Annotated in this window: 22 protein-coding genes and 2 pseudogenes; 14 read left to right on the top strand and 10 right to left on the bottom strand. The window is 57.8% G+C overall.

What is annotated here, in order from left to right:
* Positions 1 to 10 precede the first annotated feature (10 nt).
* The 3 genes from AB6803_RS17075 to AB6803_RS17065 all read right to left on the bottom strand — a co-directional run bounded on the left by AB6803_RS17075 (position 11) and on the right by AB6803_RS17065 (position 2,127).
* Positions 11 to 679: an NAD(P)-dependent oxidoreductase gene (locus tag AB6803_RS17075; RefSeq protein WP_371110003.1), complete on the bottom strand. Its 669-nt coding sequence runs from the start codon at positions 677 to 679 to the stop codon at positions 11 to 13.
* A 69-nt stretch (positions 680 to 748) separates the two neighbouring features.
* A complete protein-coding gene (locus tag AB6803_RS17070) occupies positions 749 to 1,222 on the bottom strand; it encodes an SRPBCC family protein (protein ID WP_371110002.1) in 474 nt (157 codons plus the stop codon).
* A 35-nt stretch (positions 1,223 to 1,257) separates the two neighbouring features.
* Positions 1,258 to 2,127 (bottom strand): NmrA/HSCARG family protein, encoded by an 870-nt coding sequence (locus tag AB6803_RS17065; RefSeq protein ID WP_371110001.1) that lies wholly within the window; start codon positions 2,125 to 2,127, stop codon positions 1,258 to 1,260.
* A 110-nt stretch (positions 2,128 to 2,237) separates the two neighbouring features.
* Between AB6803_RS17065 and AB6803_RS17060 the strand changes: the two genes are divergently transcribed.
* Positions 2,238 to 3,128, top strand: coding sequence for a LysR family transcriptional regulator (locus AB6803_RS17060; protein WP_371110000.1), 891 nt, complete (start codon positions 2,238 to 2,240; stop codon positions 3,126 to 3,128).
* Between the two features lie 17 nt (positions 3,129 to 3,145).
* Here AB6803_RS17060 and AB6803_RS17055 read toward each other — a convergent pair whose 3' ends face one another.
* Positions 3,146 to 4,045: a cupin domain-containing protein gene (locus tag AB6803_RS17055; protein WP_371109999.1), complete on the bottom strand. Its 900-nt coding sequence runs from the start codon at positions 4,043 to 4,045 to the stop codon at positions 3,146 to 3,148.
* Between the two features lie 98 nt (positions 4,046 to 4,143).
* Between AB6803_RS17055 and AB6803_RS17050 the strand changes: the two genes are divergently transcribed.
* Positions 4,144 to 4,902 carry an SDR family oxidoreductase gene (locus AB6803_RS17050; RefSeq protein ID WP_371110249.1) on the top strand — a complete coding sequence of 253 codons (759 nt, stop codon included), beginning with the start codon at positions 4,144 to 4,146 and terminating at the stop codon, positions 4,900 to 4,902.
* A 536-nt stretch (positions 4,903 to 5,438) separates the two neighbouring features.
* On the opposite strand, the gene AB6803_RS17045 is transcribed toward AB6803_RS17050, so the two are convergent.
* Complete coding sequence (locus AB6803_RS17045) at positions 5,439 to 6,623, bottom strand: ROK family protein (RefSeq protein WP_371109998.1); 1,185 nt, start codon at positions 6,621 to 6,623, stop codon at positions 5,439 to 5,441.
* Positions 6,624 to 6,887: 264 nt separating this feature from the next.
* On the opposite strand from AB6803_RS17045, the gene AB6803_RS17040 reads away from it, so the two are divergent.
* The 5 genes from AB6803_RS17040 to AB6803_RS17020 all read left to right on the top strand — a co-directional run bounded on the left by AB6803_RS17040 (position 6,888) and on the right by AB6803_RS17020 (position 12,386).
* On the top strand, positions 6,888 to 8,180 hold the full coding sequence (locus AB6803_RS17040; RefSeq protein ID WP_371109997.1) for a glycoside hydrolase family 30 beta sandwich domain-containing protein: 1,293 nt from the start codon (positions 6,888 to 6,890) through the stop codon (positions 8,178 to 8,180).
* Positions 8,181 to 8,236: 56 nt separating this feature from the next.
* On the top strand, positions 8,237 to 9,505 hold the full coding sequence (locus tag AB6803_RS17035) for an ABC transporter substrate-binding protein (protein WP_371109996.1): 1,269 nt from the start codon (positions 8,237 to 8,239) through the stop codon (positions 9,503 to 9,505).
* Positions 9,506 to 9,575: 70 nt separating this feature from the next.
* Positions 9,576 to 10,496: a carbohydrate ABC transporter permease gene (locus AB6803_RS17030; RefSeq protein WP_371109995.1), complete on the top strand. Its 921-nt coding sequence runs from the start codon at positions 9,576 to 9,578 to the stop codon at positions 10,494 to 10,496.
* Positions 10,493 to 11,323 (top strand): carbohydrate ABC transporter permease, encoded by an 831-nt coding sequence (locus AB6803_RS17025; RefSeq protein ID WP_371109994.1) that lies wholly within the window; start codon positions 10,493 to 10,495, stop codon positions 11,321 to 11,323. Before AB6803_RS17030 ends, AB6803_RS17025 begins: the two co-directional genes overlap by 4 nt.
* A 37-nt stretch (positions 11,324 to 11,360) precedes the next feature.
* Complete coding sequence (locus AB6803_RS17020) at positions 11,361 to 12,386, top strand: ABC transporter ATP-binding protein (RefSeq protein WP_371109993.1); 1,026 nt, start codon at positions 11,361 to 11,363, stop codon at positions 12,384 to 12,386.
* A gap of 357 nt (positions 12,387 to 12,743) precedes the next feature.
* On the opposite strand, the gene AB6803_RS17015 is transcribed toward AB6803_RS17020, so the two are convergent.
* Positions 12,744 to 13,682, bottom strand: a complete 939-nt coding sequence (locus AB6803_RS17015; protein WP_371109992.1) for an aromatic alcohol reductase — start codon at positions 13,680 to 13,682, stop codon at positions 12,744 to 12,746.
* A gap of 80 nt (positions 13,683 to 13,762) precedes the next feature.
* On the opposite strand from AB6803_RS17015, the gene AB6803_RS17010 reads away from it, so the two are divergent.
* Complete coding sequence (locus AB6803_RS17010) at positions 13,763 to 14,209, top strand: winged helix-turn-helix transcriptional regulator (protein ID WP_371109991.1); 447 nt, start codon at positions 13,763 to 13,765, stop codon at positions 14,207 to 14,209.
* 440 nt (positions 14,210 to 14,649) lie between these two features.
* On the opposite strand, the gene AB6803_RS17005 is transcribed toward AB6803_RS17010, so the two are convergent.
* The 4 genes from AB6803_RS17005 to AB6803_RS16990 form a co-directional block, all read right to left on the bottom strand.
* Positions 14,650 to 15,426: an ABC transporter permease gene (locus AB6803_RS17005; RefSeq protein ID WP_371109990.1), complete on the bottom strand. Its 777-nt coding sequence runs from the start codon at positions 15,424 to 15,426 to the stop codon at positions 14,650 to 14,652.
* The gene (locus AB6803_RS17000) at positions 15,413 to 16,180 is read right to left on the bottom strand and encodes an ABC transporter ATP-binding protein (protein WP_371110248.1); all 768 of its coding nucleotides are present in this window, start codon (positions 16,178 to 16,180) and stop codon (positions 15,413 to 15,415) included. The genes AB6803_RS17005 and AB6803_RS17000 overlap by 14 nt, the downstream gene beginning before the upstream one ends.
* Before the next feature lie 64 nt (positions 16,181 to 16,244).
* Positions 16,245 to 17,246, bottom strand: a complete 1,002-nt coding sequence (locus AB6803_RS16995) for an ABC transporter substrate-binding protein (RefSeq protein ID WP_371109989.1) — start codon at positions 17,244 to 17,246, stop codon at positions 16,245 to 16,247.
* A gap of 52 nt (positions 17,247 to 17,298) precedes the next feature.
* On the bottom strand, positions 17,299 to 18,381 hold the full coding sequence (locus tag AB6803_RS16990) for a 4-oxalomesaconate tautomerase (RefSeq protein WP_371109988.1): 1,083 nt from the start codon (positions 18,379 to 18,381) through the stop codon (positions 17,299 to 17,301).
* Between the two features lie 106 nt (positions 18,382 to 18,487).
* On the opposite strand from AB6803_RS16990, the gene AB6803_RS16985 reads away from it, so the two are divergent.
* The 6 genes and pseudogenes from AB6803_RS16985 to AB6803_RS16960 all read left to right on the top strand — a co-directional run bounded on the left by AB6803_RS16985 (position 18,488) and on the right by AB6803_RS16960 (position 24,396).
* Complete coding sequence (locus tag AB6803_RS16985) at positions 18,488 to 19,411, top strand: LysR family transcriptional regulator (RefSeq protein WP_371110247.1); 924 nt, start codon at positions 18,488 to 18,490, stop codon at positions 19,409 to 19,411.
* Between the two features lie 667 nt (positions 19,412 to 20,078).
* Positions 20,079 to 20,787, top strand: a pseudogene (locus tag AB6803_RS16980) (IS6 family transposase).
* A gap of 84 nt (positions 20,788 to 20,871) precedes the next feature.
* Positions 20,872 to 21,228: pseudogene (locus AB6803_RS16975) on the top strand (transposase); the annotation flags it as partial.
* A gap of 438 nt (positions 21,229 to 21,666) precedes the next feature.
* The gene (locus AB6803_RS16970; RefSeq protein WP_371109987.1) at positions 21,667 to 22,500 is read left to right on the top strand and encodes an ABC transporter ATP-binding protein; all 834 of its coding nucleotides are present in this window, start codon (positions 21,667 to 21,669) and stop codon (positions 22,498 to 22,500) included.
* 54 nt (positions 22,501 to 22,554) lie between these two features.
* Positions 22,555 to 23,322, top strand: coding sequence for an ABC transporter permease (locus AB6803_RS16965; protein WP_371109986.1), 768 nt, complete (start codon positions 22,555 to 22,557; stop codon positions 23,320 to 23,322).
* Positions 23,323 to 23,373: 51 nt separating this feature from the next.
* Entirely contained in the window at positions 23,374 to 24,396 is a 1,023-nt protein-coding gene (locus AB6803_RS16960; RefSeq protein WP_371109985.1) for an ABC transporter substrate-binding protein, read from the top strand.
* Positions 24,397 to 24,517: the final 121 nt, after the last annotated feature.

Genomic DNA, 24,517 nt, shown 5'->3' with positions numbered 1-24,517 from the left:
GCCAACGCTTTCACCCAGTAATCAACGGGGATCCGCGCAGCCAGGTTTCACTGCTAATCTGATCGAGTATGAAGGTCGCTACGTCTTGCCGCGAGATCGAGCCGCCATGGAAGTCGCTTAGATCCGTGAGTGTCCGGATCGCGTTGCTCCTCGGCTTGTTATTGAGAATCGATGGTCGGACGATGGTCCAGTCGAGTCCGCTGTTCTTGATGATGGCTTCCTGCCGGTTCTTGTCGGCGTAGACCTTGCGCAAAAGCAGGGGGAAAAATACGTTGTCGAACAGCAACCCACCGTGTCCTGCGCTGTCGCCAGCGCCCATACCGGTGATGGCGACGAGACGCGAAACGCGCTCTGCCTTCATGACGCTGACAAGCGCTCGGGTTGCGGTCGAAAGAAGCGTGACTTCGCGAAATGGGCTTGCGGGTGTGCCGATTGCGCTGATGACGGCGTCCCGACCTTTGATGGCCTGGCGCAGCACCTTTTCGTCGCGGGCGTCTCCAACGACAATCTTCGCTCCCTTCATGTCTGCGGCCTTTTCCGGCGAGCGCACCAGGAGGGTGACATCGTAGCCGCGGCTGACGGCCTGGCTGACGATGTGGCGGCCGGTTGGCCCGGTTGCGCCGAGGATCAGGATCTTCGGTGCAGCGACGAGATGTGTTTCAGTAACGGAGGTGGTCATGGTTTCGGTCCTCTTTAAGGCAGGGCGCCTCTCAGGAGGCCGCCCTGTCGGGTTTGATGCTGGGGGTAATCAGAGTCTGCCCTCTGCGAGCAGTTCGCGGGTTCGCTTCAATGTCGACAGCACGGCCGATTTGTAGCCCTTGTCACTATCGAACTGCGTCTGCTCTGCATGTTCCTCAGGGCCGTTCGGCTGCTTGCCGCGCAAGCCGATGTAGCAGTAAAATTTCAGCTGCAACGCGCCGGCCTCATCCTCGAACAACTCATTGACGATAGCGCCTTCACGCGGACCGGTGGCCTGGAAAAAGGTGACCTTGCTTTGCGACTCGAGGGTGATGATCTCACGCAGGTCAGAACCGGCGATGGTGACCTCGCGCACGAAGTGGGTCGCGCTTTCCTCGACGACATCGCAGCGAGTGCAGAGACCCGGCGGGAGAAACTCGCGGGCGTCTCGAACTTTCAGTTCCAAGCCCTTCCAGACTTGATCGCGGGTGAGCTTTGTCTCGCCTGCCGGATTTACCGGCACGGTAGCTGTTGAATAGATCATGGTGATGGTCCTTAGTTGAACTGTGGGCGTTTGCCTCAGGCAGAGGCAGCGGTTTCCGAGGCGAAGTTGCGATAGGAGCGGAGCGGACGGCCGAGAAGTGTCGTCAGTCGCTCGACGTCACCGCCCTCGGGCAGCATTCCGTCGGTCAGGAAGCGTTCGCCCATCAGGCGCATGTCGTAGGCCATCCAGGCCGGCATGAACTGCTTAAGGTTTTGCTCGAAGGCAGCAGTATCGCCACCGCCATAGTTGATCTGGCGAGCGAGAACGTCCGACCAGATGGCGGCGATGTCCGCTCCGGTGAGGGTGTCTGGGCCGACCAAGTTAATGCGTGTGAGTGGGAGCGGCTGTGCAGCCTGTTCGCGACGAAGCAGCTCAAGGGCGGCGATCTCCGCGATATCGCGCACATCGATCATGGCGAGACCCTTGTCGCCGACGGGCATCGGGTAGACGCTGTAGCCAGTGATCACGTCCCTGATCGTCAGATCGTTCTGGATGAAATAGGCGGGGCGCAAGATCGTCGCTGCCAAGCCCATCTGCTCGATCATTCGCTCGACGCCGAACTTCCCGGCAAAATGCGGTACGTTCACGTAGACGTCAGGGTGGATGACCGAGAGATAGACGATCCGTTCGATGCCTGCCGAGCGGGCGACATTAAGCGCGATCAGAGCCTGGGTGAACTCGTCGGGTACGACCGCATTCAACAAAAACAGCGTGGACACGCCATCGAAGGCACTGCGCAGGGAGTCGATGTCCAGGAAGTCGCCTTTTACGACGGAAACACCCGCCGGAAAGCTTGACTTCGAGGGATCGCGGACGAGAGCGCGGACATCGGCGCCGCGATTGACAAGATGTTGAATAACTTGGCCGCCGATATTGCCTGTGGCGCCGGTAACAAGAATGGTCATGGGAGTATCTCCGGGTTGGTTGGTTTCGCTTGACACCCGGAATATGGAAGGTTCATTGATGGCCCGATAGATCGTTTATTTGGACACTCCGTCTCACAGGTGGAACACTCATGGACCTCCTCGCTCTTGCCGATTTCAATCTCGTTGCGCGCCATGGTGGCTTTGGCAAAGCGGCGCGGGCCTCCGGTCGTCCGAAGGCGACCCTGTCGCGACGGGTAACAGAACTTGAGGCTGCTCTTGAACTCCGGCTGTTCGAGCGTGGCGCGCGTAACCTAAAGCTCACCGAGGAGGGACGTGCCCTTCACGAGCGGACAGCCGCTCTCCTTACGGAACTCGATGAGACGGCAGCCAGTATTGCCTCGGGCGCTGAGAAGCCGCGTGGCAGGTTGCGGATCAGCGCGCCACTCTTGTTGTCCCAGACCGCCATGGGAAAGATTGCCGCAGGTTTCGCGTTGAAATATCCGGATGTGAGACTGGAAATCACCACTGAAGACAGAGCCGTTGATATGATCGAGGAAGGCTATGATCTGGTCATCCGGGTCAACCCGGAACCAGACGAAGCCCTCGTCGGCCGAGTCTTCCTGCGCGACCGGCTCGTTGTCGTTGCAAGCCCCGAGCTTATCCGCCCGGTTGGAGACGCTCCAGTGCCGGGCGTAGTGCGAGGCGCAGGTCATCGGCAGGCCTGGAAATGCACGACATCAGCAGGGTCCGCGACATTCAGTATCGAGCCAGTCCTTGCATTGTCGTCGATCATCATGGTGCGGGATGCGGTACGGGTAGGTGTCGGCGCTGCACGCCTGCCGATCTCGCTGGTGAGCCACGATCTTGCTGACGGCACGTTGCTACATTGGGGAGATATTGAGGAATCGGAGGTCGCGCTATGGGCACTCTACCCATCCCGGCGACTGCTCAGCGCTCGCGTTTCGGCGTTCCTGGATTTCTTGAAACAGGCTTTTCCCAACGGAACGCCGGACGAACTGGCTGCTTATATTGGCAGGTAGCATTATCTAAGCCAGCTCTATGCAGCTGCGCCTTTCCTGGAATAGGCTCCGGGAGGCATTCCGACATGGCGGTTGAAAGCGACGCTAAACGCGCTTACGGAACCGTAGCCGACGCGTTGTGCGATCTCCGCCGTGGCGACATCGTCGCGGAGCAGCTCCTTCGCAAGCGCCATGCGCCAGCCGGTCGCGTATTCCATCGGGGCCACGCCAACCTCCCTCCGGAAACGATCGAAGAAGGTCGAACGGGACATGGCGGCGTCATGAGCCAGTGCTTCCACAGTCATGCTGCGACCGGGATCCGCATGGATTCGACGCAAGGTCGGTGCCAGCAGCGGATCGGCCATACCGCGCAGGAGGCCGGGCGGGGCCGCAGCGCTTGCCGTTGATCGCAAAGCCTCGATTAACAGCACCTCCAACAGCCGTTGAAGCACCATCTCACGGGCGGTACGGTCGGCTCTCGTTTCGTCGTTTATCATCCGGGCCAGCATCATCAGTCGCTCTTCGCCTTGGACATGGATGACCTCCGGTAGCAGCGAAACGAGAAGAGCCTTGTCATCCGAGCCAAAGGCACAATGGCCAACCATCGCCTTGATTTCGGCGGGCGCTTCTGGGTCTCCGAGCCGGAAGACACCCGGGCTGGTCTCAAGACGCTGGGCAAGCGCTCCGCGCGGCGGCGGTTCCAGGCTGCTCATCGTGAACGAGAAGATTTCCGGAACCAGAACGAAGTCGCCGGCAGTCAAAAGCATCGGCTCACGACCTGTGATCGTCATCCGGCAATGGCCTTCGACCACCGCGCAATAAAAGGGGCTTCCAAGTTCCGTGCGCTCGACGAGCCACTGACCGCCGCCTGTCACCAGCTTTGAGATCGACGGGCTTGGCTTGAGCAGGGAAACGACTTCGGCCACTGGATCGGTCATGGTTTCAGACTCATACTAAAAGATTTCGGATAATCAAATATAGTAAGTCCGAGTTGGCTGGTCCATCTCTTGGCAAGTTAATCGTCAGGAGACAGAACATGCCAAACATCCTCATCACCGGTTGCTCATCCGGCTTCGGTCTCGCCATCGCGCAAACATTTGTGACGGCAGGATGGGACGTGGTCGCCACCATGCGTACTCCGCAGACCGATCTGATACCCCTTAACGAAAGGCTCAAAATCCTGGCGCTGGACGTGACCAACGCGGATAGCATCATGAAGGCGGTCGAAGCGGCCGGGCCGATCGATGCTCTGGTCAACAATGCAGGCGTCGGCATGCTCAATGTACTGGAAGGCGCCGAGATGTCGAAAATCCGCGAGCTGTTCGAAACGAACGTGTTCGGCGCGATGGCGATGACCAAAGCCGTTCTTCCGCACATGCGTATCCGTCGCTCAGGCGTCATCGTCAACGTCAGCTCCAGCGTCACCATCAAGCCGCTGCCCGCACTCTCCGTTTACAGCGCCAGCAAGGCAGCGCTAAACGCTTTCACCGAAAGTCTCGCTCTTGAAGCCGCTCTGTTCGGAGTGCGTGCGAAACTTGTTCTCCCGGGTTCGGCGCCGACCACAGGGTTCGGCAAAAATGCCGTCGTCCGCATGGGAATGGATATCCCCGAGCCGTATAGCGCATTCGTCCTCGACTACCTGACAACGCTGCGTTCCGGCACAGAATTCACGACGCCGGATGACGTGGCAGAGGCAGTCTGGCGTGCCGTAACGGAACCGGCCGCACCCATGAAAATTCCCGCCGGCGCGGATGCGCAAACCTGGTTCCGCGAGGCGGGCCACTCGGTGGCCTGAACTTGATCCGGCGGTGGTCCAGATGCCGAGGCAGGGTATCGAGATCATCATGAAGACGCCGGAAAGAAGGGCGTAACGTTCGATAACCTTTAGTGATGTTCAGTCGCTCAACCGGACTCTCGTCACCATGATCTTCGGGGCGGTGCGCAGCGCTTTTGAACGTCGGTGCTGCAACTGATAGGACTGGATCTCGCCGTTCCCGACCGTACGGCGCTGAGCCGTTGGGCAAACAAATTGGCGATCGCCGGACAAACGGCAAGGTCATCGACTCCCAGGAAAAAGGCCCGTCCATGTTCTCATCGACAGCACCGGGTTGGAGGTCTACGGCGCGCTGCATTCAAGACATGAGCGTGTCAGCAGTAGCATTCTTAGCCTTCATTCACCTCTGTGGCGACGCTCGTGATATCCCTTTAAAGACATTCCGTGCGTCGCCGACAGATGCTCAAACCGTGACAAGGGCAGGAGATCAGAGGCCATCGCACGAAGGCCGTTTCGCCGGGACGACACTCTGTGTGGCAAGTTTTCTTCGTTCGGAACTATGAAACATCATTTTCGAAGGCACCCGTACTTTCGAAGTCGAAGAACTGCTGAATGGCGAGCGCTGACGCGCCCCGCGACCAGACATTGTTTTCCCAATCTATCTCGACTGGTGGAGGGGTCTCAAAGCAGCATTCTCTTACGATCGATATTATCGGCTCCACCAGGGGAGACCCGAAACGGATTGCCTCGCCACCAACGATGACCACTTCGGGGTCGATCAGATCGATCATGGTTACAAGTCTCAGACCGATGTCATGGCCAACCTTGTTCAGATAAGCGTTCGCGCGTGGATCTCCCTGTGCGGCAGCCAGTTCGAGATCCGCGGCAGGAAGAGGATCACTCGAACCGCTTTCGCGTATTTGCCCCCACGCCCTGACCATTGCCGGTTCAGAAAAGAGCTGCTCCCAGCTGCGGCGGCTTTCGGCAGCCGCATTTCCATGACCCTCTTCGACTGCGAAACCAATTTCACCCGCGGCAAAGCGCGCGCCATGATGAATTTGCCCGTTAATGATCAAGGCCGCACCGACCCCCGTACCGATGATCAGCACGAGCACGGACGCGCGCAAACGGCCGTGACCAAAGAGCTGCTGCGCGATCGCGAAAGCGTTAACGTCATTGTCCACCCAAACCGGCGCCTTGACCTGCGCTGCCAATAGAGCAGCGATCGGCACGTCCCGCCAACCGAACCGGTGCGACACAAGGCAGACGCCACGCTTGACATCAATGAGCCCCGGCATGGCTAGGCCGACCCCAATCAGCTTTTTTCTGCGTTCACTCTCGTCAGGCAAGAGATGCTCGACAGCTTGTCGTGCCGCCGCAGCCACCGCTGCTGGCGTTTGCTCGGACAGCAAAACGGTCCATGCGCCGATCGGTGTTGTGGAGAGATCCGTCAAGGTGGCTTCAAGTCGGCCCTGGGTCAGCTTCAGCCCCAGGGAATAGCGACAGCCGTAATCAATACTGACAAGTATAGGCTTGCGGCCGCCACTGCTGCGGCCGACTTCGCCTTCGATGACGAAGCCCTCCTTGATCAACTCACCAACAACGCCACTGATCGCCGCGGGGCTGAGCCCGGTCATGGCGATGATATCAACGCGGCTCAAAGCCCCCTCACGTCGAAGGCAATTGAGCACAAGGCGACGGTTCAAAGCCCTTGTCGTGTTCTGATCGCCTTTGAGTTTCATGACCTCTCCTAAACTTACTTCATTCAGTGAATGAAGTATTGCAAATGCGCCTATATTGCGATAGATATCCTCCCTAGATCAATTGCGACAGTGTGAGGACACGCCCAATTGGCGTCTGGGAGGAACTCCAGACAAACAGAACCAGCTGATCGGCAAAGACACGCCGGATCGAGGACCATTACAAGCCCATGGCTTCGGGAACGAGCCCATGGGCAAGGCTATGCCGCGCCCACTTCGCCGGCGCCCAGAGAAACGGATCAAGACATGACTTTCGAGTGGATTTCGTCCTGCCCAACACGACAATGGGCCTCCACCACGACAAAAGCCGCAGACGCAAGCCAACTGGTTTCGCTTCGGGCTGGTGACGCCATCACGGCAAATTTCAAGGGCTTCGGTGGCTGCTTTAACGAACTCGGCTGGAAGGCGCTAGCGCTGCTGAACGATGCCGATCGTCTGGGAGTTCTGGAAGAGCTGTTTGGCGCAAAAGGCTGCGCGTTCAATTATTGCCGTCTGCCGATCGGCGCCAGTGACTATGCCGAAAGCTGGTACAGCCACAACGAAACTGAAAGTGACTTTGCGATGGAAAATTTTTCCATCGCCCGCGACCACAAATATCTCATTCCCTACATCGAGGCGGCACGCAAGGTGCGAGGCGAAGATCTCTACCTCTTCGCTTCTCCCTGGAGCCCTCCGACCTGGATGAAGTTTCCGATGGCCTATAATTTCGGAACACTCGTATGGGAGCCGTCTTACCGGAAAGCCTATGCCGAATATTTTGTTCGCTTCTTGAAAGCTTATGAAGACATCGGCATTCATATCGATGCGGTTCACGTACAGAACGAGCCCAACTCCGATCAGAAATTCCCGTCTTGCAAATGGACGGGCGCAAAGATGCGCGATTTCATTCGCGACGATCTCGGACCAGCCTTCCAGGCTGCAAGCCTCAGCACCGAGATCTGGGCCGGCACAGTCGAGCGGGGTGACTTCAACGCTTGGGCTGGAACCATACTTTCCGACGCGCAGACCGCGAGATTCGTCAAGGGTATGGGGTTCCAGTGGGCGGGTAAATTCGCGGTCCAGCGTACTCGCCAAGCCTATCCCGACCTGCCGATCGTGCAGACGGAGAACGAGTGCGGCGACGGCGCGAATACCTGGGATTACGCGCATTACGTGTTCGACCTCATTCAACACTACCTATCGAATGGCTCGGAGGCCTATGTCTACTGGAACATGGTGCTCGAACCACGCGGGTTAAGCAGTTGGGGGTGGGAGCAGAACGCGATGATCACCGTCGATCCGGCAACACGCAGCGCGACCTTCAATCCGGAATTCTACGTGATGAAGCACTTCGCGGCCTATGTGCGCCCAGGCGCACAGGTCCTGCAGACGGCGGGGCCTCTGGCAGCGAATTCTCTCGCCTTTCGCAATCCCGACGGCACGCTGATCTATGTGATCCAGAATCGCCTCGATAGCGAGCGAACTGTAACGCTCGAAAGTGACGTTGGGGCCGTCAGCGTGACGCTCCAGCCGCAGTCCATAAACACCTTGGTCTTTTGACACCAAGCCGGCGGCATCGAGCAGCCGGCCGCTTCAACCCAAAGGGAGGATACTCTATGAACCGTGCATCTACTGTGCGCCGCTTTACAACGGCTGTGTTTCTCTTCGCTCTGACTGGCTCTGCCGCGCTTGCGGACACCACCGTCCGCGTGCTGCGCGCTGAAGTTCCAGCAGACGAAAAGGCTTATTACGACACGATCGTAAAGGAATTCGAGACGACGCATCCGGGCGTTAACGTCGTCTTCGAATACCTGGCAAACGAAGCCTATAAGCAGAAGCTGACAACGCTTCTTCAGTCCAACCAGAAACCCGATATCATCTTTTCCTGGGCTGGTGGCGTCCTGCGGGATCAAGCCGCAGCGGGTGTGCTCGAAGATATTTCGGCATCCTTCACAGGCAATTGGGCATCATCTCTGTCGCCCGCAAGCGTCCAGGCCTTCACGGTCAATGGCAAGGTTTACGGCGTACCGCTCGGCGCCAGCGATGTCGTCTTCTGGACCAATAAGGAACTCGCGCAGAAAGCCGGCATTAACCCGGAGGCGCTCAAAACCTGGAGCGACTTTCTGGACGCCGTCAAAAAGGCCAAAGCCGCGGGCGTAACGCCGATTGTCGTGGGTGGGAAAGACAAGTGGCCGCTCCACTTCTACTACGGCTATCTCATGCTCAGGGAAGCAGGAAAGGCCGGGTTGGCGGCCGCCATCGCGGGCAAAGACGATGGGTTTGCCGCCGGACCGTTCATCAAGGCCGGTAAAGACTTCAAGCAATTGCTTGCCTTGGAACCGTTCCAGCCGGGCTTCATGGACACGACCTATGAGCAAGCCACAGGCCAGTTCGGCGACGGCAAGGCGCTGTTCCACCTGATGGGTGACTGGGACTACGGCACGTCCAAGCAAAATTCCGTGACCGGCAAGGGTGTCCCCGACGACAAGCTGACGACGGTCCGCTTCCCCGCTGTTCCCGGTGGCGATGGCCTGCCATCGGACACCTTTGGCGGAATTACCGGCTGGTCCGTCATCAAGGGAGCGCCGCCCGAGGCCGTCGAATTCCTCAAGTCGCTGTCAAGCCTGGAAAACCAGAAGAAGGGCGGCGCTGCCGGCATCTTCATTCCCGTAGCCAATGGTGCGGAAACGGCAATCACCAATCCGTTCATGCGCAAGATGTCTGAGGCGCTCGGTGCATCAACCTACCATCAGCTCTTCCTCGATCAGGAATTGGGTGCGGATGTCGGTGCGACAATCAACGATGTTGCCGCCGATCTGGCGCAGGGGGCGACGACACCGGAAGAGGCGGCAAAGACGGTTCAGGACGCCTGGTCCACCCACTGACCCGCAAGCGGCCGGGCGCAGCAATCGCCGCCCGGCCGTCAGACGTAACCGGTCCCTGGAGGATTTGGATGTGACTACCCTGACCACCTTGCAAGGCAAAAGCGACGCCGGCCTTGGCTCCCTGTTCAAGGCGGGAAATGGCGCGATTTTGCTGATGCTTCCACCTGCGCTCATCCTGTTCACGCTGTTCGTGGCCCTGCCGCTTTTCGATGCCGCTTATTACAGCCTGTTCAAATGGAACGGGTACGGCACACCTACCGACTTCATCGGTCTCTTGAACTTCAAACAGGTACTGAGCCACGACATCTTCTACCGCGCAGTCGTCAACACGCTCATTATCCTCATTGTTTCAGTTTTCGTGCAGCTGCCGCTGGCGCTCGGTCTGGCGCTGCTCGTCTACGAAAAGACGCCAGCAAACACGCTCTTCCGTCTTATCTTCTTTCTTCCCTACATCCTGGCGGAGATTGCATCGGGGCTCATCTGGAGTTTCGTCTTCGACGGCAATACGGGTGTTGCTGCCGCAGTCTTCAAAATACTGGGCATGGAACCTGTTTTCATTCTGGCCGATCGGCAATGGGCATTTGCGGCCGTTACGGTCGTCGTCGTTTGGAAATATTTCGGCTTCCACATGATGATCTACGTTGCCGCCCTGCAGAACGTGCCGAAGGAGCTGCTCGAGGCAGCACGTCTGGAAGGCGCAGGCCGATGGAACGTCATCCGGCATGTCCAGGTACCCATGATCAAATCGGCGATCGGCGTTTCGGTCTTCTTCGCGATCGTCGGCTCCTTGCAGCTCTTCGACGTCGTGATCCCGCTCACCAACGGCGGCCCGTCGAATTCGACCCACACCATCGTGACCTATCTCTATTCCTTTGGCCTCACCCGCCAGCGTATCGGCTTTGGCAGTGCCGTCGGCGTGATCCTGTTCGTCAGCGCTGTCGGTGTGGCGATCTTCTACCAACGTGCGACCATGAAGAGGAAAGACGTATGACTAGCTTCCGCTTTCTGCCGGCGCTCGGGCGCATGACAATCCTTCTTCTCTTTACCGCTTTCGTTTTGGGGCCTCTGACTGTGGCCATACTCGGAGGCTTCAAGTCCAATGGCGAGCTCCGTAGCAACCCCTTCGGCCTGCCTTCCCAGTGGAATCTGGAATTCTATGGTGCGCTCATCACCGCTCCGAGCTTCTGGCGCTATATGGGTAATTCTCTCTTCATTTCTCTTTCGACCGTCTTTCTGACCCTCATCGTGGCCGCGGCCGCCGCCTATGTGTTCGCACAGATCCACTTTCTCGGCACACGCATGATCCAATCCTATCTGCTCGCCGGCCTGGTCTTTCCGTTCGCAACAGCAATCCTGCCACTCTTCATCAAAGTTCGAGACCTTGGATTGCTCGACAGCTACTGGGCTGTGATCCTGCCACAAACCGCCTTTGGCCTTTCGCTATCCATCCTCCTGTTCAAAACTTTCTTCGAACAGCTACCAAAGGAGCTTTTTGAAGCCGCCTATGTGGAAGGCTGCGGCTACATCCGCTTCTTCTTTCAATTCACTCTGCCGCTTTCCACGCCCATTCTCGCGACAGTCGGCGTCTTCGTGTTTGTGCAAAGCTGGAACAATTTCCTGCTGCCGCTGGTCGTCATCAACTCACGTGATCTCTTCACCTGGCCACTTGGCATGATGCAATTCAGAGGCGAATACCTGGTGGAGTGGAACCGTATCCTTGCGTTTATCTCGCTCACCATACTGCCAGCAATCATCTTCTTCGTCGCCGCGCAGAAGTACATCGTCGCCGGATTAACCGGCGGTGCGGTGAAGGGATGATCATTGTGAGCGCAACCAATAAAACCCGGAGGAAGACATGGCTGACGTAATTCTAAACGACATCAACAAGACCTTCGGTACCGTTGAAACGATCCCGAATTTGACCCTTCGGGTACCAGACGGTTCGTTTACGGTCCTTGTCGGGCCATCCGGATGCGGAAAATCGACGCTGCTGCGCATGATCGCCGGGCTGGAAAAGCCGACACGAGGCTTGATCGCCATCGGTGGGCGAGACGTCACGGACACGGAGCCGTCCAAACGCGGCATTTCGATGGTCTTTCAGTCCTATGCGTTGTTTCCACATATGACGGTGGAGCAAAATATCGATTTTGGCCTCAGGCTTGCAAAGGTACCGGAAGACGAGCGTCGGGCCCGCGTTGCATCCGCAGCCGAGATCCTGCATCTGAAATCCCTCCTGCAGAGAAAGCCGGCAGCACTCTCGGGCGGGCAACGACAGCGCGTCGCCATCGGTCGCTCCATCGTGCGAAATCCGGAGGTCTTCCTGTTCGATGAACCATTGTCGAACCTCGACGCAGCCTTGCGTAGCCAGATGCGGGTTGAACTCGCCGATCTTCATCAGCGCCTAAAAGCCACGATGATCTACGTGACCCATGATCAGGTCGAGGCGATGACACTCGCCGATCAGATCGTGGTCATGAACGCCGGCCGTATCGAACAAGTCGGCGCGCCGATGGACTTGTACAGCGAACCTAGAACCGAGTTCGTTGCGACCTTCATCGGTTCGCCGAAAATGAACCTGATCGCGGGCGACGCCGCCCGAGCGTACGGCGCCAGCACGATAGGTATTCGTCCTGAACATATTGACGTTGGGAGCGAAGGAGGCACCTGGACCGGCAGGCTACGCGTGGTCGAGCACCTTGGCAACGAGACGATCGCATATGTGCAATCCGATGTAGGAGAACTCGTCATTCGGGTCGTCGGGCATCAGGAAATCAAACCTGGCGAGACGGTTTATATGACACCCGACATGAATCATCTCCATCGATTTGACGAGCAGGGACTACGCCTGCCGGACAATGCAATTCGCTCCCCTGTAGGATGACCGAATTCGAGTGGGGCTGGCGATCATGGAGTGAACCCCTGGGGCTGGACCAGCGAGGAGCTTCAAAGTAAGCCGCTTGCTGGGCAAGTTGGGTTTCAAATTCCATTGGCGATCTATAGCCAAGGGCAGAGTGTAGCCGCTTGGCATTGCAGACTTCTTCGATGACCATCGGCAACCGCTCGGCAACGTCCTCGAAGGTCCGCGCCCCGATGGAGCGGATCATCGGGGTGATGGTCGCGTTCAGCCATTGACGAAAGCGGCGGAAAGAAGCGGCGACCCGCCTCAGATGCATTTTCACTCCGCAATCCACGTAAAATGGGCTCGGCGGGTTCTTGTCCCCGCCGAGCCGCATCGCCCTTAGGAGCGAAGATTTTTCCTGATCCACTCTTCGGCGGTCGTGACATTGATGCCATTTCGCTCGTTAAAGCTGTCGTGCTTCGGCCATGCCACGCCCTTACCTTCCGCAAAGACCGCCCGATATTTCTTGATGTGGTTGTCAGGGTCCTGTGCAAGATCTGATTTGAGCTGAGGAACTGTCCATTCCGCTTTTGTAAATGAACGCCCAAGCACCTTCCGAAGCTTCTCAGCAACCTCGCCGTACGTCACCGTGTCACCAGCAAGGTAGACGATCTCGTTGCGGATCGTCGGTTGAGCAAAGACTACCTCTGCGGTCAAGGCACCGATATCATCAGGGGTCGTCAGCGTGACTTCTGTATCCAGGCTGCCCAGCGCGTTGACCACGTTCTTTTCGAGATCGACGACCTCAAATATCGGCTCGAACAAGAAGCTCGTGAACATTCCAGTGGAGATCACCACCCAGTCCGTTTTGTCCTGGCCACGCAGGAGTTCACGTACATCGATCTGAGCGTCGAACAGGTCCTGAGGGCTGCCACGACCTATGATGTCGAAATCGACGCCAAACTGCCAGGGGAAATACCGCTTGAGGTTGGCTTCCAGCGCAGCCCTTGCGAGTTTCATTGGAGTGTTTCTGCCAGCTGAAAAGCCTGCGCATCCGATCACCGTATCATAAGGCGCAAAGATCGCTGCCAGCTCGCTTATTGAAGCAGCAAGGATATCGCCCGGTACGATCTCGATCCCCAGTTCGCGTATTTCGGAGACATCACGCTGTTTTACCGGGTCGTTGGATTCGACTGTCGCGGCTCGCAACAGGACGCTGATCGTTGTCCCTTCATGACTTTCGGCTTTACGCGCTAGATTGCGGAGAACCGGCATGCCAAGTTCTCCGGCACCAATAACCAGGATCGACTGTGCCTTTACTGTTCGCGAAGAGTTCATTTTGGAAATCCTTCCTAATCTCATCGTTGATATGACCGGTAAGTGGCATCTTTCAAAAGCGGTCGTAAGAAGGTACACGCGTGATACCGGAGGGCAGGACACTGACTAGAGATGAAATCCTCAGCTACTCTCAAGCCGTCTGCGATGGTCTTCGCGAAGACGAAGACGGCGTAAGACGCGAAGTGCTGACCCACGCAGGAAACCGCTGGTCGCTGGGTGTCATCCATACGTTGGGTGTGTATGGCCGCCTGCGCCATGCGGATATCGGCCGCAGAATGCACGGCGTCACTCAGAGGATGCTCACACGCACTCTCCGACAGCTTGAGAGAGATGGGCTGGTCACACGCTATGATCTCGTGGAGATGCCGCCACGCGTGGAATACGAGCTTACCGAGCTGGGAATGGGGTTACTGCTCCGCATGATCCCGCTTTGGACGTGGGTCGTCGAAAACTCGGATCAGTTTCGGACTTCACGTGAGGAATACGATTCCCGACCGCATGAGAAGCCGTCGTGGCAGACGTTCTGATAAGAGTGTCGAGCGGCCCTTGGGCGTGTGCGAGACCGATTGAGTTCAGGGTTGTGCTAGTACGAGATGTTCGAGGCTTGCCGTTGCCGCGTATATCCGATTGCGGGCGAACTCCTTCGGCCTGGTTAGCTTAATTTTATCCGATCCGGTAATTCCACGGCATTAGCTCTTAGACCCGGCTCTGCTTGTGGTCGTCGATGATAGCGGTCATCCGAGACGAACATCATCATGAGGCCGTGACCTCGAAAAGTATCATGGCCCCGGCACGGACAAAACAGGCTTGACTAGATCCCGCAATTAAAGGGCCGATTGACGACGCTGTGAGTGGCGACGGCGTCATAGTTCGGTTCAACGCCAAGAGGATGAACGGGTCAACAGGGCGGAATTCAACAGGAGGGCATCCAGTCAGGCTGCCCTCCTTAATTTCTCGGAGAGTGAACTCAGGCGGGACGCTCTTCGCCGGCGTTCGGACGCCAGGTGATGAGCTTCCTTTCGATGACATCGAGGATCAGGTCGATGATCAGAACGAAGACGGCGAGAATGATGATGCCTGCGAAAACACCGACGGCATCGAAATTGCCTTCCGAGCGGGCGATGAGGTAGCCGAGACCCGCCGATGCGCCGAGATATTCGCCGATGATCGCGCCGACGACGGCAAAGCCGACGGAGGTACGCAGCGACGACAGGATCCAGGTCGCAGCGGCCGGGAAATAGACGTGGCGAAGCAGGTCGGAACGCTTGGCGCCGAGGATGCGGGTATTGGACAGGATGACCGGGTTGACTTCGCGGACGCCCTGCATCGCGTTGAAGAATGTGACGAAGAAGACCAGCGTGACCGCCAGTGCGACCTTCGACCAGAGGCCGAGCCCCAGCCAGAGAACGAAGATGGGAGCGAGCACGACGCGCGGGATTGCGTTTACGGCCTTGATGAAAGGATCAAGAACTCTGGCGACGAACGGGCTGAGGCCAAGCCAGACGCCCGCCGCCACGCCGAGACCGGTCCCGATCAGGTAGCCAAGAACGGTCTCGCCGAGCGTGATGCCGACATGTTTGTAGAAGCCGTGATCACTGATCCAGGTCGTAACCTGTTTGACGATGTCCAATGGCGCCGGAAAGAAGAAGCGGTCGATTACCCCGGACGAAACCCCGAATTGCCAGCCACCAAGGATGATCGCCAGAAGCGCTATCTGGATGAGACGAACGTTAATGGCCTGCATAGCTTTTCTCCACTTCGCCGCGCAGCGACGCCCAAATGTCGCGATAAAGGGTCATGAATTTCGGGTCTAGTTTGATTTCTGCGACATCGCGCGGCCGTTCCAGATCGACGCCGAAGGTCTCGATTACCCGGCTCCTGGGGCCGGCGGCGAGAACGACGACACGATCGCCGAGTGCAATCGCCTCCTCGAGATCATGCGTGATCATGACCACGGCGCGGCGATCTTCCTGCCACAGCTTGAGAAGCTCGTTCTGCATGAGATGGCGAGTGTGGATGTCCAGCGCCGAAAACGGCTCGTCCATGAGGATGACCTTGGGCTCGGTGATCAAGGCCTGCGCCATCTGCACGCGTTTGCGCTGCCCGCCGGAAAGCTGGTGCGGAAAGCGGGCTTCAAAGCCCTTGAGGCCGACCTTTTCAAGCCATCCCATGACCTTCTCACGCCGTTCGCCGGCGGACACGCCACGAAACCTCAGACCAAGCTCGACGTTCTCATAAGCCGTCTTCCAGGGAAGGAGTGCGTCCTGCTGGAAGAGATAGCCGATATTGTTCTGGACGCCCTTCACTGCGGCGCCGTCGATCGAGACCTCGCCTACCGAAGGCTTCAAAAGGCCGGCGATGGCGTTGAGGATGGTGGACTTGCCACAGCCCGTCGGTCCGACGATGGAGAGAAATTCTCCGTCGCCGACCGCCAGGTTGACGTTTTCGACGGCCACGAATGATCCGAACGCCATGGTGACGCCGCTGATGGAAACCATGGGTGTCGGGTTTGATTGGGGCACAGCCTGAATTTTCCTTGCTGTCACTGACATTGGAGGCCTCTTAGTTGGCGGCGCGCTGGGCTGCGGCCTCTACGAACTTGTTCGTGTAGGTGGCATTGAGATCGATTGTTGCCTTGTGGACGCTCTCGTTGAAGCTCTTGAGAACGGCGAGCGGCGTCTCGGTATCTTGCGCGACGAACAGGCCGTCCTTCGAGAAGATCGCTTTTGCGTTCTCGACCGCCTTGATGTAGGTCGCCTTGTCGCCGGAGACGAAATCGTCAGGGAGCTGCTCGACGATTTCGGCTGCTGAGTGATTTCTCATCCAATGCAGTGCCTTGACCGTGGCGTTGGTGACCTTCTGGATCACCTCCGGATGGGCCTCGATATAGGCCTGATTGGCATAGAGAACCGAGGTCGGATAGATACCGCCATAGACGGCCTTGGCGCCCTCATCGCTGCGAGCGTCGATCAGGATCTTGCCAATGCCGCGCTCGACGACGATCGTCGCGGCCGGATCGTAATTGACAAGAAGATCGACCTTCCCCTGCTGCAAGGCCGCCACTGCGGCAGCGCCGGAGCCGACGCCGATGATCGAGATGTCGTCTTCCGTCAAGCCGTGCTGCTGAAGATAGTAACGAATGAAGAAATCGGAGGATGAGCCCGGCGCCGTGATGCCGATGCTCTTTCCCTTGATCGTTGCCGGCTTGGCCGGATCGAAATCGGTGTCGTTCTTTCCGACGAGGACCAGCCCCGAATTGCGGGCCAGCTGAACGAAGCCGACGACATGCTTGCTCTGCGACTGCATCTGGATCGTGTGATCATAAAAGCCGACGGCAACGTCGGTCGAGCCGGCGACAAGGGCCTGCAGAACCTTGGAGCCACCCTGAGCGAAGTTCTCCGTGGTCACCTCCAGCCCCTCTTCCTTGTAGAAGCCGAGGCTTTCGGCGATGGGGAATGGCAGGTTGTTGAGATTATAGGAGCCGACGCTCATCCGAACCGGTTCGGCATGGGCGACGCTGGCAAGCACCATGATGGCGGTTGCCGCGAGCAGATAATTGCGCATGGAATTTCCTCCCTGACTATATCCGGTCCTCACCGGATCGATTGGTAATGGTCTAAGCCGCGTGTTCGACAAACTCGGCGGGCTTGGCAAACGCGTAGCCCTCGAAAAGGCGACGCGCTGTCCGTACGAGACCGGCGATGGTCGAACCGCCGCGCGTCTCCAGTTCGACGTCGAGACGGCCGCTCGGATGTTCAAGTCGCACGGTCGTCGGAAGAGATGCGCCGCCCACAAGATCGGCGGTAATCGTCCCCGGCGTGACAACCGCAGTTGCTATGCCGACCGCACCTGTCGTCGCAAGGGCCGGATGGCAGTCGTTCGGCATGAAATAACGAACCGCAAGCGTACCGCCCTTCTGCGGCGGCGCGATCAGGACCGGCTTCGGAATGACCTTGTCGGACACATCGCCCATGCCCATGATCTCACCGGCCTGAATGCGGATCGCCGACATGCGCGCGATGAGCTCTTCATTTCCGGATAGCGTGGCGGCGTCTTCATATCCGGTTACACCGAGATCGGCGGCGCGCATCAGCACCATGGGTATGGCGCAATCGATGATCGTCGCCCTCAGACCGTCAATGATATCCGATGCGTTGCCGCTTGGGAGCAGCTTGCCGGTCTTGGCGCCCGCGGCGTCGAGAAAGGTGAGTGCGATCGGCGCGGCAAGCCCCGGTACGCCGTCGATCGAGGCATCGCCGAGATAGATCACCTCGCCGTTGCGGGTCGGCACTTTCGCCTCGATCACCTTGCCGGTGTTGACATTATGGATACGCACGAGCGTTTCCGTCTCCCGGGCTTTTACCAAACCGGCTTCGATCGAAAAGGGCCCGACGGCCGCCAGCATATTTCCGCAATTCGGCGAGTAATCGACGATCTGCCGGTCGGTCCGGACCTGAGCGAATAGATAGTCGACATCGGCGCCGGCGACGCTTGGCGGACCGATGATCGCTACCTTCGAGGTAACGGGATTTCCGCCACCTATGCCATCGATTTGCAACGGATGGCCCGACCCCATGATCGACAGTAAAGCCGCATCGCGGCTGGCGGCGTCCGACGGCAGGTCCGCGCTCAGAAAGAACGGCCCCCGAGAGGTTCCGCCGCGCATCAAGACGCAAGGAATCCGCACCAAATCGTTCATAACAAACCTTCTAAGTTTCATAAAGTGGATCAATCCACCGGCTTGTTGCAATATGCGCAAGAGCGGGTTATTTGTGAAATGCAATTTTCGGAAGGATTATTTCATTATGAGCATCAATTGCGAGATTTTGGACCTTCGCGCATTCCAGGCCGTGGTCGAGCTCGAAAGCTTTCATCGGGCCGCGGAAGCCTTACACATCTCTCAGCCGGCTTTGACGCGCCGCATCCAGAAACTGGAACAATCGATCGGCGCGCCGCTGCTCGACAGGACCACACGCCATGTGGCGCCGACGGCCACCGGTCAAGAGATGATCCCACTCGTTCGGCGCATGCTGGAGGAATTCGACGGCTCGCTGTTTGCCATCAAGGACAGTGGATCACAGCGTCGCGGACTGATAACGATGGCCTGCGTACCGACCGCCGCCTTCTACTTCCTCCCGACCGTTATTCGCACCTTTGGCCGCGACTATCCTCACATACGGCTGAGGATCCGGGATCTGACCGCCAATGAGGGGCTACAAGCGGTGGCTCGAGGAGAAGTCGAGTTCGGTATTAATTTGATGGGCAATTCCGATCCGGATCTATCGTTCGAGCCGTTGATCGACGATCCATTCGTGCTGGCCATGCGCAAAGACCATCCGCTTGCCGCCTTTGACGAGATCCACTGGAACCAGCTCGAGGGCCACCCACTTGTTGTGGTCGATCGCTCCAGCGGCAACCGCACACTTCTTGACGCGGCGCTCGCCCGGGCGAATCTGAGGCTCAACTGGTTCTATGAGGTCACCCATTTGAATACCTCTCTGGGACTGGTCGAGGCGGGATTGGGAATTTCCGTGCTTCCAAGGCTGGCAACGCCGCAGGAGGAGCATCCGTTTCTCGTCACCCGCCCGATCGTCAATCCTGTCGTCACCCGGACGATCGGCATTGTCAGACGCAGGAGTGCCACCCTGTCCCCCGCAGCAGACCGTTTCATCGATATGCTTTTGACGGCCTGGAAACGGCCAGAACTGTTGGGTTCCGTCGTGACTTGACCCCCGCGGCGCAAGTCATGACGGAATTTAACACCAATCTTCGAGCTGAGGGCGGTTACCTCGATTTTTGGCATTTGGGGGAATTTTCGCATAGCGAAGATCCGGCGGGATGACGGAGGCCCGGTGTGGCGGCCTTTTTCAATCCGGAGTTTGGGTATTTTTGGGGGACAGCCGCGCCCGCTCCGAGTAACACTCCCCGAAGGCATTGCGGACCATTCGAAGGCTCCAACTCCACCAGTTCAAGTGACCCTCTCAGCCCTATGCCCCTAAACGGTCTCAGCGCCTCGCCTGATTTTTTTGCTTGATCGGACGATGGCTGCGTCCGATCACCCGAAATCCAGATCACCACACCCCGCCACACGCGCCACAAACCGACGGGAATAAGGATGAGCGACAGGAGCCGGTGCGCCGTCTCCGGAAAATACAAGTTTCCCCAGATCGCCAAGGCAACTATTGCGAAGCCGCCAACGACGTTAACGACGCTACCTATGGCGAACTCGATTATCACCGCGTGGACGGCTACCCCAAGGACGCGGTCGGCGAACGAAAGCCCAACGCATCCGCCGCCGCGAATACGAGAAACAGGAACAGCGGTAACATCACCGCTGCAATAAGGATGGCACTGTCACATTAACCGGGCGGCGATCAAAATGTGTGAATTGGCGGCATGACCAGACTTGCCCGTGATCCTCTGTACCGTCGCCATCGCTTTCCCGCCGAAATCATTGTCCACGCGGTGTGGCTTTATTTCCTTTTCCCTCTCAGCCTGCGGATGGTCGAGGATATGCTGACTGCTCGCGGGATCATTGTCTCGCATCAGACGGTCCGATTGTGGGTGGAAAAATTCGGCCGTACTTTTGCCAACGAGATCCGCCGGCGTTCAACAGGCAAGTTTGGCGACAAGTGGCACCTCGATGAGGCAGTCATCGAGATCCGGGGCAACAAGCACTGGCTGTGGCGCGCCGTGGATCACGACGGCTTCGTCCTGGACGTTGTCGTGCAAAGCCGCCGCAATGCCAAAGCGGCCAAGCGCCTGCTGCGCAAGCTCTTGAAGAGCCACGGCCGGGCGCCGCGGGTGATGATCACGGACAAGCTTCGATCCTACGGCGCTGCAAAGCGGGAGATCATGCCCGGTGTCGATCATCGCCCCCCACAAGGGCCTTAACAAACGGGCGGAGAATTCCCACCAACCAGTCCGGCGGCGAGAGCGGATCGTGAAGCGCTTCAAGTCACAGGGGCATCTGCAACGCTTCGTCTCCATCCATGATCCAATTGCCAACCTGTTCCACATCCCGCACAATGACATCCCCTTCAGCCATTCCCGCAAACTGCGTGCCGCAGCGATGAACTTGTGGACGAAAATCGCTCACGCATGAGCGATGTCTGCCGCCACCCATCTGCTCCTCGCCTGTTAACGTTACGATGCTCTTCTTGGACCTGTCGACGCACCAGTAGGTCGGTTTCTGGCAGACGGCGCCTATGATGGCTCTGGCGTTTCAGATTGCCTGGCGGCCGCTTTCGGATACGAGGTCGATGTCGTCGTCCCGCCTCCGAAGAACGCTGTTCCCGGCGGCAATTACCAGCGGAACCAGCATATCGAGCATATCGCAAAACACGGCTGGATGGCCTGGCAGGCTGCGACCGGCTACAACCAGAGATCCCGGATCGAAACTCAGATAGGGCGCTGGAAGTCGGTCATCGGCGATCGCCTGCATGCCAGGAACATCGAAAACCAGACCACCGAAACGCACATCGCCGCTAACGCGCTGAACCGCATGTCCGACTTCGGGCGGGCCAACTACGGGCGTGTCAGCTGATCATTTGCCGAAAGGCTAGATGCTGATTACGACCTGATCCGTGCAACACGGTCTAATTCAGCTTTGTCATCACGCAATTAGCACTCGTAGATAAGGAACTGAGATTGATCTGTCGAAAGTCCGGACAGGCCGTTGCTCGATATGATGGCCAACTTTTGATTGGGCAAGGAGATCGGGAAAGTTGGTTGCCTCGTATCGGGGGGAAAGGCACCATTTCCCAACGACGCTACCATTGTTTTTGACGAGGCGTCTGGCGGCAGGAGCGGGGAGGCACCCAGTGCGCCAGACTTTTTAAGCCCTTGGTCTGAGAGGATCACGACACGGTCGGACGCTTCGTCAAGCCGTTGTACCCGCTCGTCGAGATATTTCTGATGGGCAGGGAGAGCTGAAGCTGTTGGTATCCGTGCGCTATGTGATCGAAATGGATTGGGAGGAGTTATGTTGGCCACGGACAGAACCAAAAAGACGATTTCTGCTTCTCCGCTGGAATGTGTCAACGACAGTGTCATTTCCTTTATGGGCGTAGGCAAGACTTTCAAAGCCGGTCAAGCTGAAATCCAGGCGACCAGGGACATCAATGTCGACATATCGGAAGGTCAGATCGTGACCATCGTCGGTCCTTCCGGATGCGGCAAATCTACCATGCTCAATTTGACGGCGGGATTGCTTTCTCCCACGGTCGGCTCCGTCCTGTATCGAGGGGTGCCGATCACCGACGTGAACGGCCGCACCGGGTACATGACCCAAAGCGATCATCTTCTCCCGTGGCGAACTGTTGCTGGCAATATTTCCGTCCCTCTTGAGATAAATGGGATGGCCAAGGCCGACAGGAAGGCGAGAGTTGAAGAACTCGTTGATCTCGTGGGGCTGACACAATTCGTTCAGTCCTATCCGAGCCAATTGTCGGGCGGTATGCGAAAGCGCGCGGCCCTTGCGAGGCTTCTGGCCTATGATCCCGAAACGCTGCTTCTGGACGAGCCTTTCGCAGCTCTTGACGCACAGCTCAGGATAAAGATGCAAACTGAATTGTTTCAACTTTCCAGAAGGTTGAAGAAGACGGTTCTTTTCGTAACGCATGACATTGACGAGGCTATTGCGCTTGGCGATCGCTGTCTCGTGTTCTCCGGACGTCCGGGGACAATCGTCAAGGACTTCGAAGTTCCTCTGCCCCGCGAGCGGTCGATCCTCGCGCTTCGCAAGGATACGACCTACCAAAAACTCTGTGCCGACCTCTGGGATATCCTCTCACCGTCAATTGAGGACAAGCACTGAGACGTTTGCCATGACTTGGCGTTTGTCGCACCGAACGATCGGGAGGAAACTATCATGAACATATTCTTGGGCAGGATTGTTTTAATACTGACCTTGCTGGTCATATGGCAATTCGCATCGGGCACGTTTGCCGATCCCTTCTTCGTCAGTAGCCCGATGGAAGTGGCCGAACGCTTCTGGACACTGGTGATAACGGGGCGCCTCTTTGCGCACGGCTGGATTACGCTGGTCGAGACACTCGGCGGCTTTATCGTGGGAGCAAGCGTCGGTATAACGGTCGGCCTCCTTCTCGGTCGGAACGAAACGCTGGCCCAGTTGCTCGATCCTATTCTCATATCGCTCTATAGCCTTCCGAAGGTCGCGCTCGCGCCGCTTTTCATCATGTGGTTCGGCATCGGGATGGAGATGAAGATCATTCTGACTGCTGCGATCGTCTTCTTTCTCGTATTCCTCAACACTTACAGCGGCGTTCGAAGCGTCAGCGGCGAACTCGTCGAAATACTGCGCCTCATGGGTGCAAAGGAACGCCATCTGGTGACCAAGGTCATCATGCCCTCCGCGATCCAGTGGGTTTTCACCGGGCTCAAGCTTTCCGTTCCCTATGCGCTGATTGGCGCCATCGTCGGTGAAATCATGGCGTCCAATCGCGGTCTCGGCTACCTGCTTCAAGACGCCGCGGGGCAGCTCGATACTGGTGGCGTTTTCGCAGCCTTGATCGCGATTATCTTTCTGGCGCTGTGCCTGCAGGCAGCCGTCAAATTTGCCGAAAAGCTGCTCATGCCATGGAAAACGGTGGCGAATGAGCGAGAGCTGACGATCTAGTCGAGGTGATCGGCAGATCAGACCACATCCAAAATTCATTGGGAGGAAGCCATGAATTATCGCTCAATTATCATTGCCCTCATGTTTGCCGCCGGTTTCATCGGCAACCCCGTGCGAGCGTCGGAAACGATCAACGTCGGTCTCGGAACAGATGGCTTCGTTCACCTTCCCCTGTTCGTTGCGGCGGATGGCGGTATTTTCAAGGAGGAGGGGCTTGATGTCGAACTGATCAAGTTCAAGGGAGGCGGAGCGGCCATGTCGGGCCTTGTCTCAAAGAGCGTCGATATTTGCTCCTGTGCCGTACAGAATGCGATCAACGCCAAAGAGAAAGGCGCTCCGGTCAAGCTCATAGGCGCGATGATAGGCCAATATGCCAGCAATATCGTCGTGACCGAGGAAACGGCAAACCGTATCGGGCTCACTGCGGATATGCCCATGGATAAGCGGCTTGCAGCACTCAAGGGTCTTCGCATCGCGGCGGCCGGCTCGGGCGGTAGCGCCGACTTCCTCGTACGCCATTTGGCGGCTGCAGCAAGACTATCTCCAGAAAGCGACATGAGCCTGCTTTACATGAATGACAGCGGGGCGATGCTCGCATCATTCGCCCGCAATCGTATCGATGGTTTCGCCCTGTCATCGCCGGCGTCCGACATCGCCGTTCTGGACCACAAGGGTAAGCTTCTCATCGACATGTCGGCCGGGCAGTACGAGCCGTTGGCAGGCTACCCCTCGATAGCCATTTCGGCGAGAGAGGAATGGTTGAGCCAGCACCGCGATCTGGCCGTGAAGTTCCTCCGTGCGATCGCAAAGGCGGATAATATGATCCGCAAGGAACCGGAAAAAGCAAAGGCAGCCGTGCGTAGCCGCTTTGAATCGACCCCGGACGCAGTGTTCGAAGCTGCCTGGAAGTCAAACCTCGGGACCTACCCTGAAACACCCACGCTGAAGGCCGAGACCATTTCGCGAGTCATAAAATTCCTGAGTGATCTTCAAGGCAGTGCAATTGCAGGTTCGCCTGAAAGTTACTTCGATAGCAGCTACTCGGAACAGGCGGTGAAGGGTCTCCTTCAATAACATGCAAAGCCGGCCGCGGCTGCCGTGCATGCAGGCTCAGTGCGAGCCAATGTTCTCGACGTCGAGCAAGCGGGGCAGGCGGACCAAACTGCCATGCAAAAACACAGTACGCGCGATGACG

Source organism: Rhizobium sp. RCC_161_2 (assembly GCF_041355235.1).
GTDB lineage: Bacteria > Pseudomonadota > Alphaproteobacteria > Rhizobiales > Rhizobiaceae > Rhizobium.
Note: the sequence above shows the minus strand (reverse complement) of the source record. Positions and strands in the feature narration are given on the sequence as shown.

Excerpts from the sequence above, each read along its gene's own strand:
- AB6803_RS17075 (WP_371110003.1), bottom strand. The coding sequence starts at position 679 with ATGACCACCTCCGTTACTGAAACACATCTCGTCGCTGCACCGAAGATC.
- AB6803_RS17070 (WP_371110002.1), bottom strand. The coding sequence starts at position 1,222 with ATGATCTATTCAACAGCTACCGTGCCGGTAAATCCGGCAGGCGAGACA.
- AB6803_RS17065 (WP_371110001.1), bottom strand. The coding sequence starts at position 2,127 with ATGACCATTCTTGTTACCGGCGCCACAGGCAATATCGGCGGCCAAGTT.
- AB6803_RS17060 (WP_371110000.1), top strand. The coding sequence starts at position 2,238 with ATGGACCTCCTCGCTCTTGCCGATTTCAATCTCGTTGCGCGCCATGGT.
- AB6803_RS17055 (WP_371109999.1), bottom strand. The coding sequence starts at position 4,045 with ATGACCGATCCAGTGGCCGAAGTCGTTTCCCTGCTCAAGCCAAGCCCG.
- AB6803_RS17050 (WP_371110249.1), top strand. The coding sequence starts at position 4,144 with ATGCCAAACATCCTCATCACCGGTTGCTCATCCGGCTTCGGTCTCGCC.
- AB6803_RS17045 (WP_371109998.1), bottom strand. The coding sequence starts at position 6,623 with ATGAAACTCAAAGGCGATCAGAACACGACAAGGGCTTTGAACCGTCGC.
- AB6803_RS17040 (WP_371109997.1), top strand. The coding sequence starts at position 6,888 with ATGACTTTCGAGTGGATTTCGTCCTGCCCAACACGACAATGGGCCTCC.
- AB6803_RS17035 (WP_371109996.1), top strand. The coding sequence starts at position 8,237 with ATGAACCGTGCATCTACTGTGCGCCGCTTTACAACGGCTGTGTTTCTC.
- AB6803_RS17025 (WP_371109994.1), top strand. The coding sequence starts at position 10,493 with ATGACTAGCTTCCGCTTTCTGCCGGCGCTCGGGCGCATGACAATCCTT.
- AB6803_RS17020 (WP_371109993.1), top strand. The coding sequence starts at position 11,361 with ATGGCTGACGTAATTCTAAACGACATCAACAAGACCTTCGGTACCGTT.
- AB6803_RS17015 (WP_371109992.1), bottom strand. The coding sequence starts at position 13,682 with ATGAACTCTTCGCGAACAGTAAAGGCACAGTCGATCCTGGTTATTGGT.
- AB6803_RS17005 (WP_371109990.1), bottom strand. The coding sequence starts at position 15,426 with ATGCAGGCCATTAACGTTCGTCTCATCCAGATAGCGCTTCTGGCGATC.
- AB6803_RS17000 (WP_371110248.1), bottom strand. The coding sequence starts at position 16,180 with ATGGTTTCCATCAGCGGCGTCACCATGGCGTTCGGATCATTCGTGGCC.
- AB6803_RS16995 (WP_371109989.1), bottom strand. The coding sequence starts at position 17,246 with ATGCGCAATTATCTGCTCGCGGCAACCGCCATCATGGTGCTTGCCAGC.
- AB6803_RS16990 (WP_371109988.1), bottom strand. The coding sequence starts at position 18,381 with ATGAACGATTTGGTGCGGATTCCTTGCGTCTTGATGCGCGGCGGAACC.
- AB6803_RS16985 (WP_371110247.1), top strand. The coding sequence starts at position 18,488 with ATGAGCATCAATTGCGAGATTTTGGACCTTCGCGCATTCCAGGCCGTG.
- AB6803_RS16970 (WP_371109987.1), top strand. The coding sequence starts at position 21,667 with ATGTTGGCCACGGACAGAACCAAAAAGACGATTTCTGCTTCTCCGCTG.
- AB6803_RS16965 (WP_371109986.1), top strand. The coding sequence starts at position 22,555 with ATGAACATATTCTTGGGCAGGATTGTTTTAATACTGACCTTGCTGGTC.
- AB6803_RS16960 (WP_371109985.1), top strand. The coding sequence starts at position 23,374 with ATGAATTATCGCTCAATTATCATTGCCCTCATGTTTGCCGCCGGTTTC.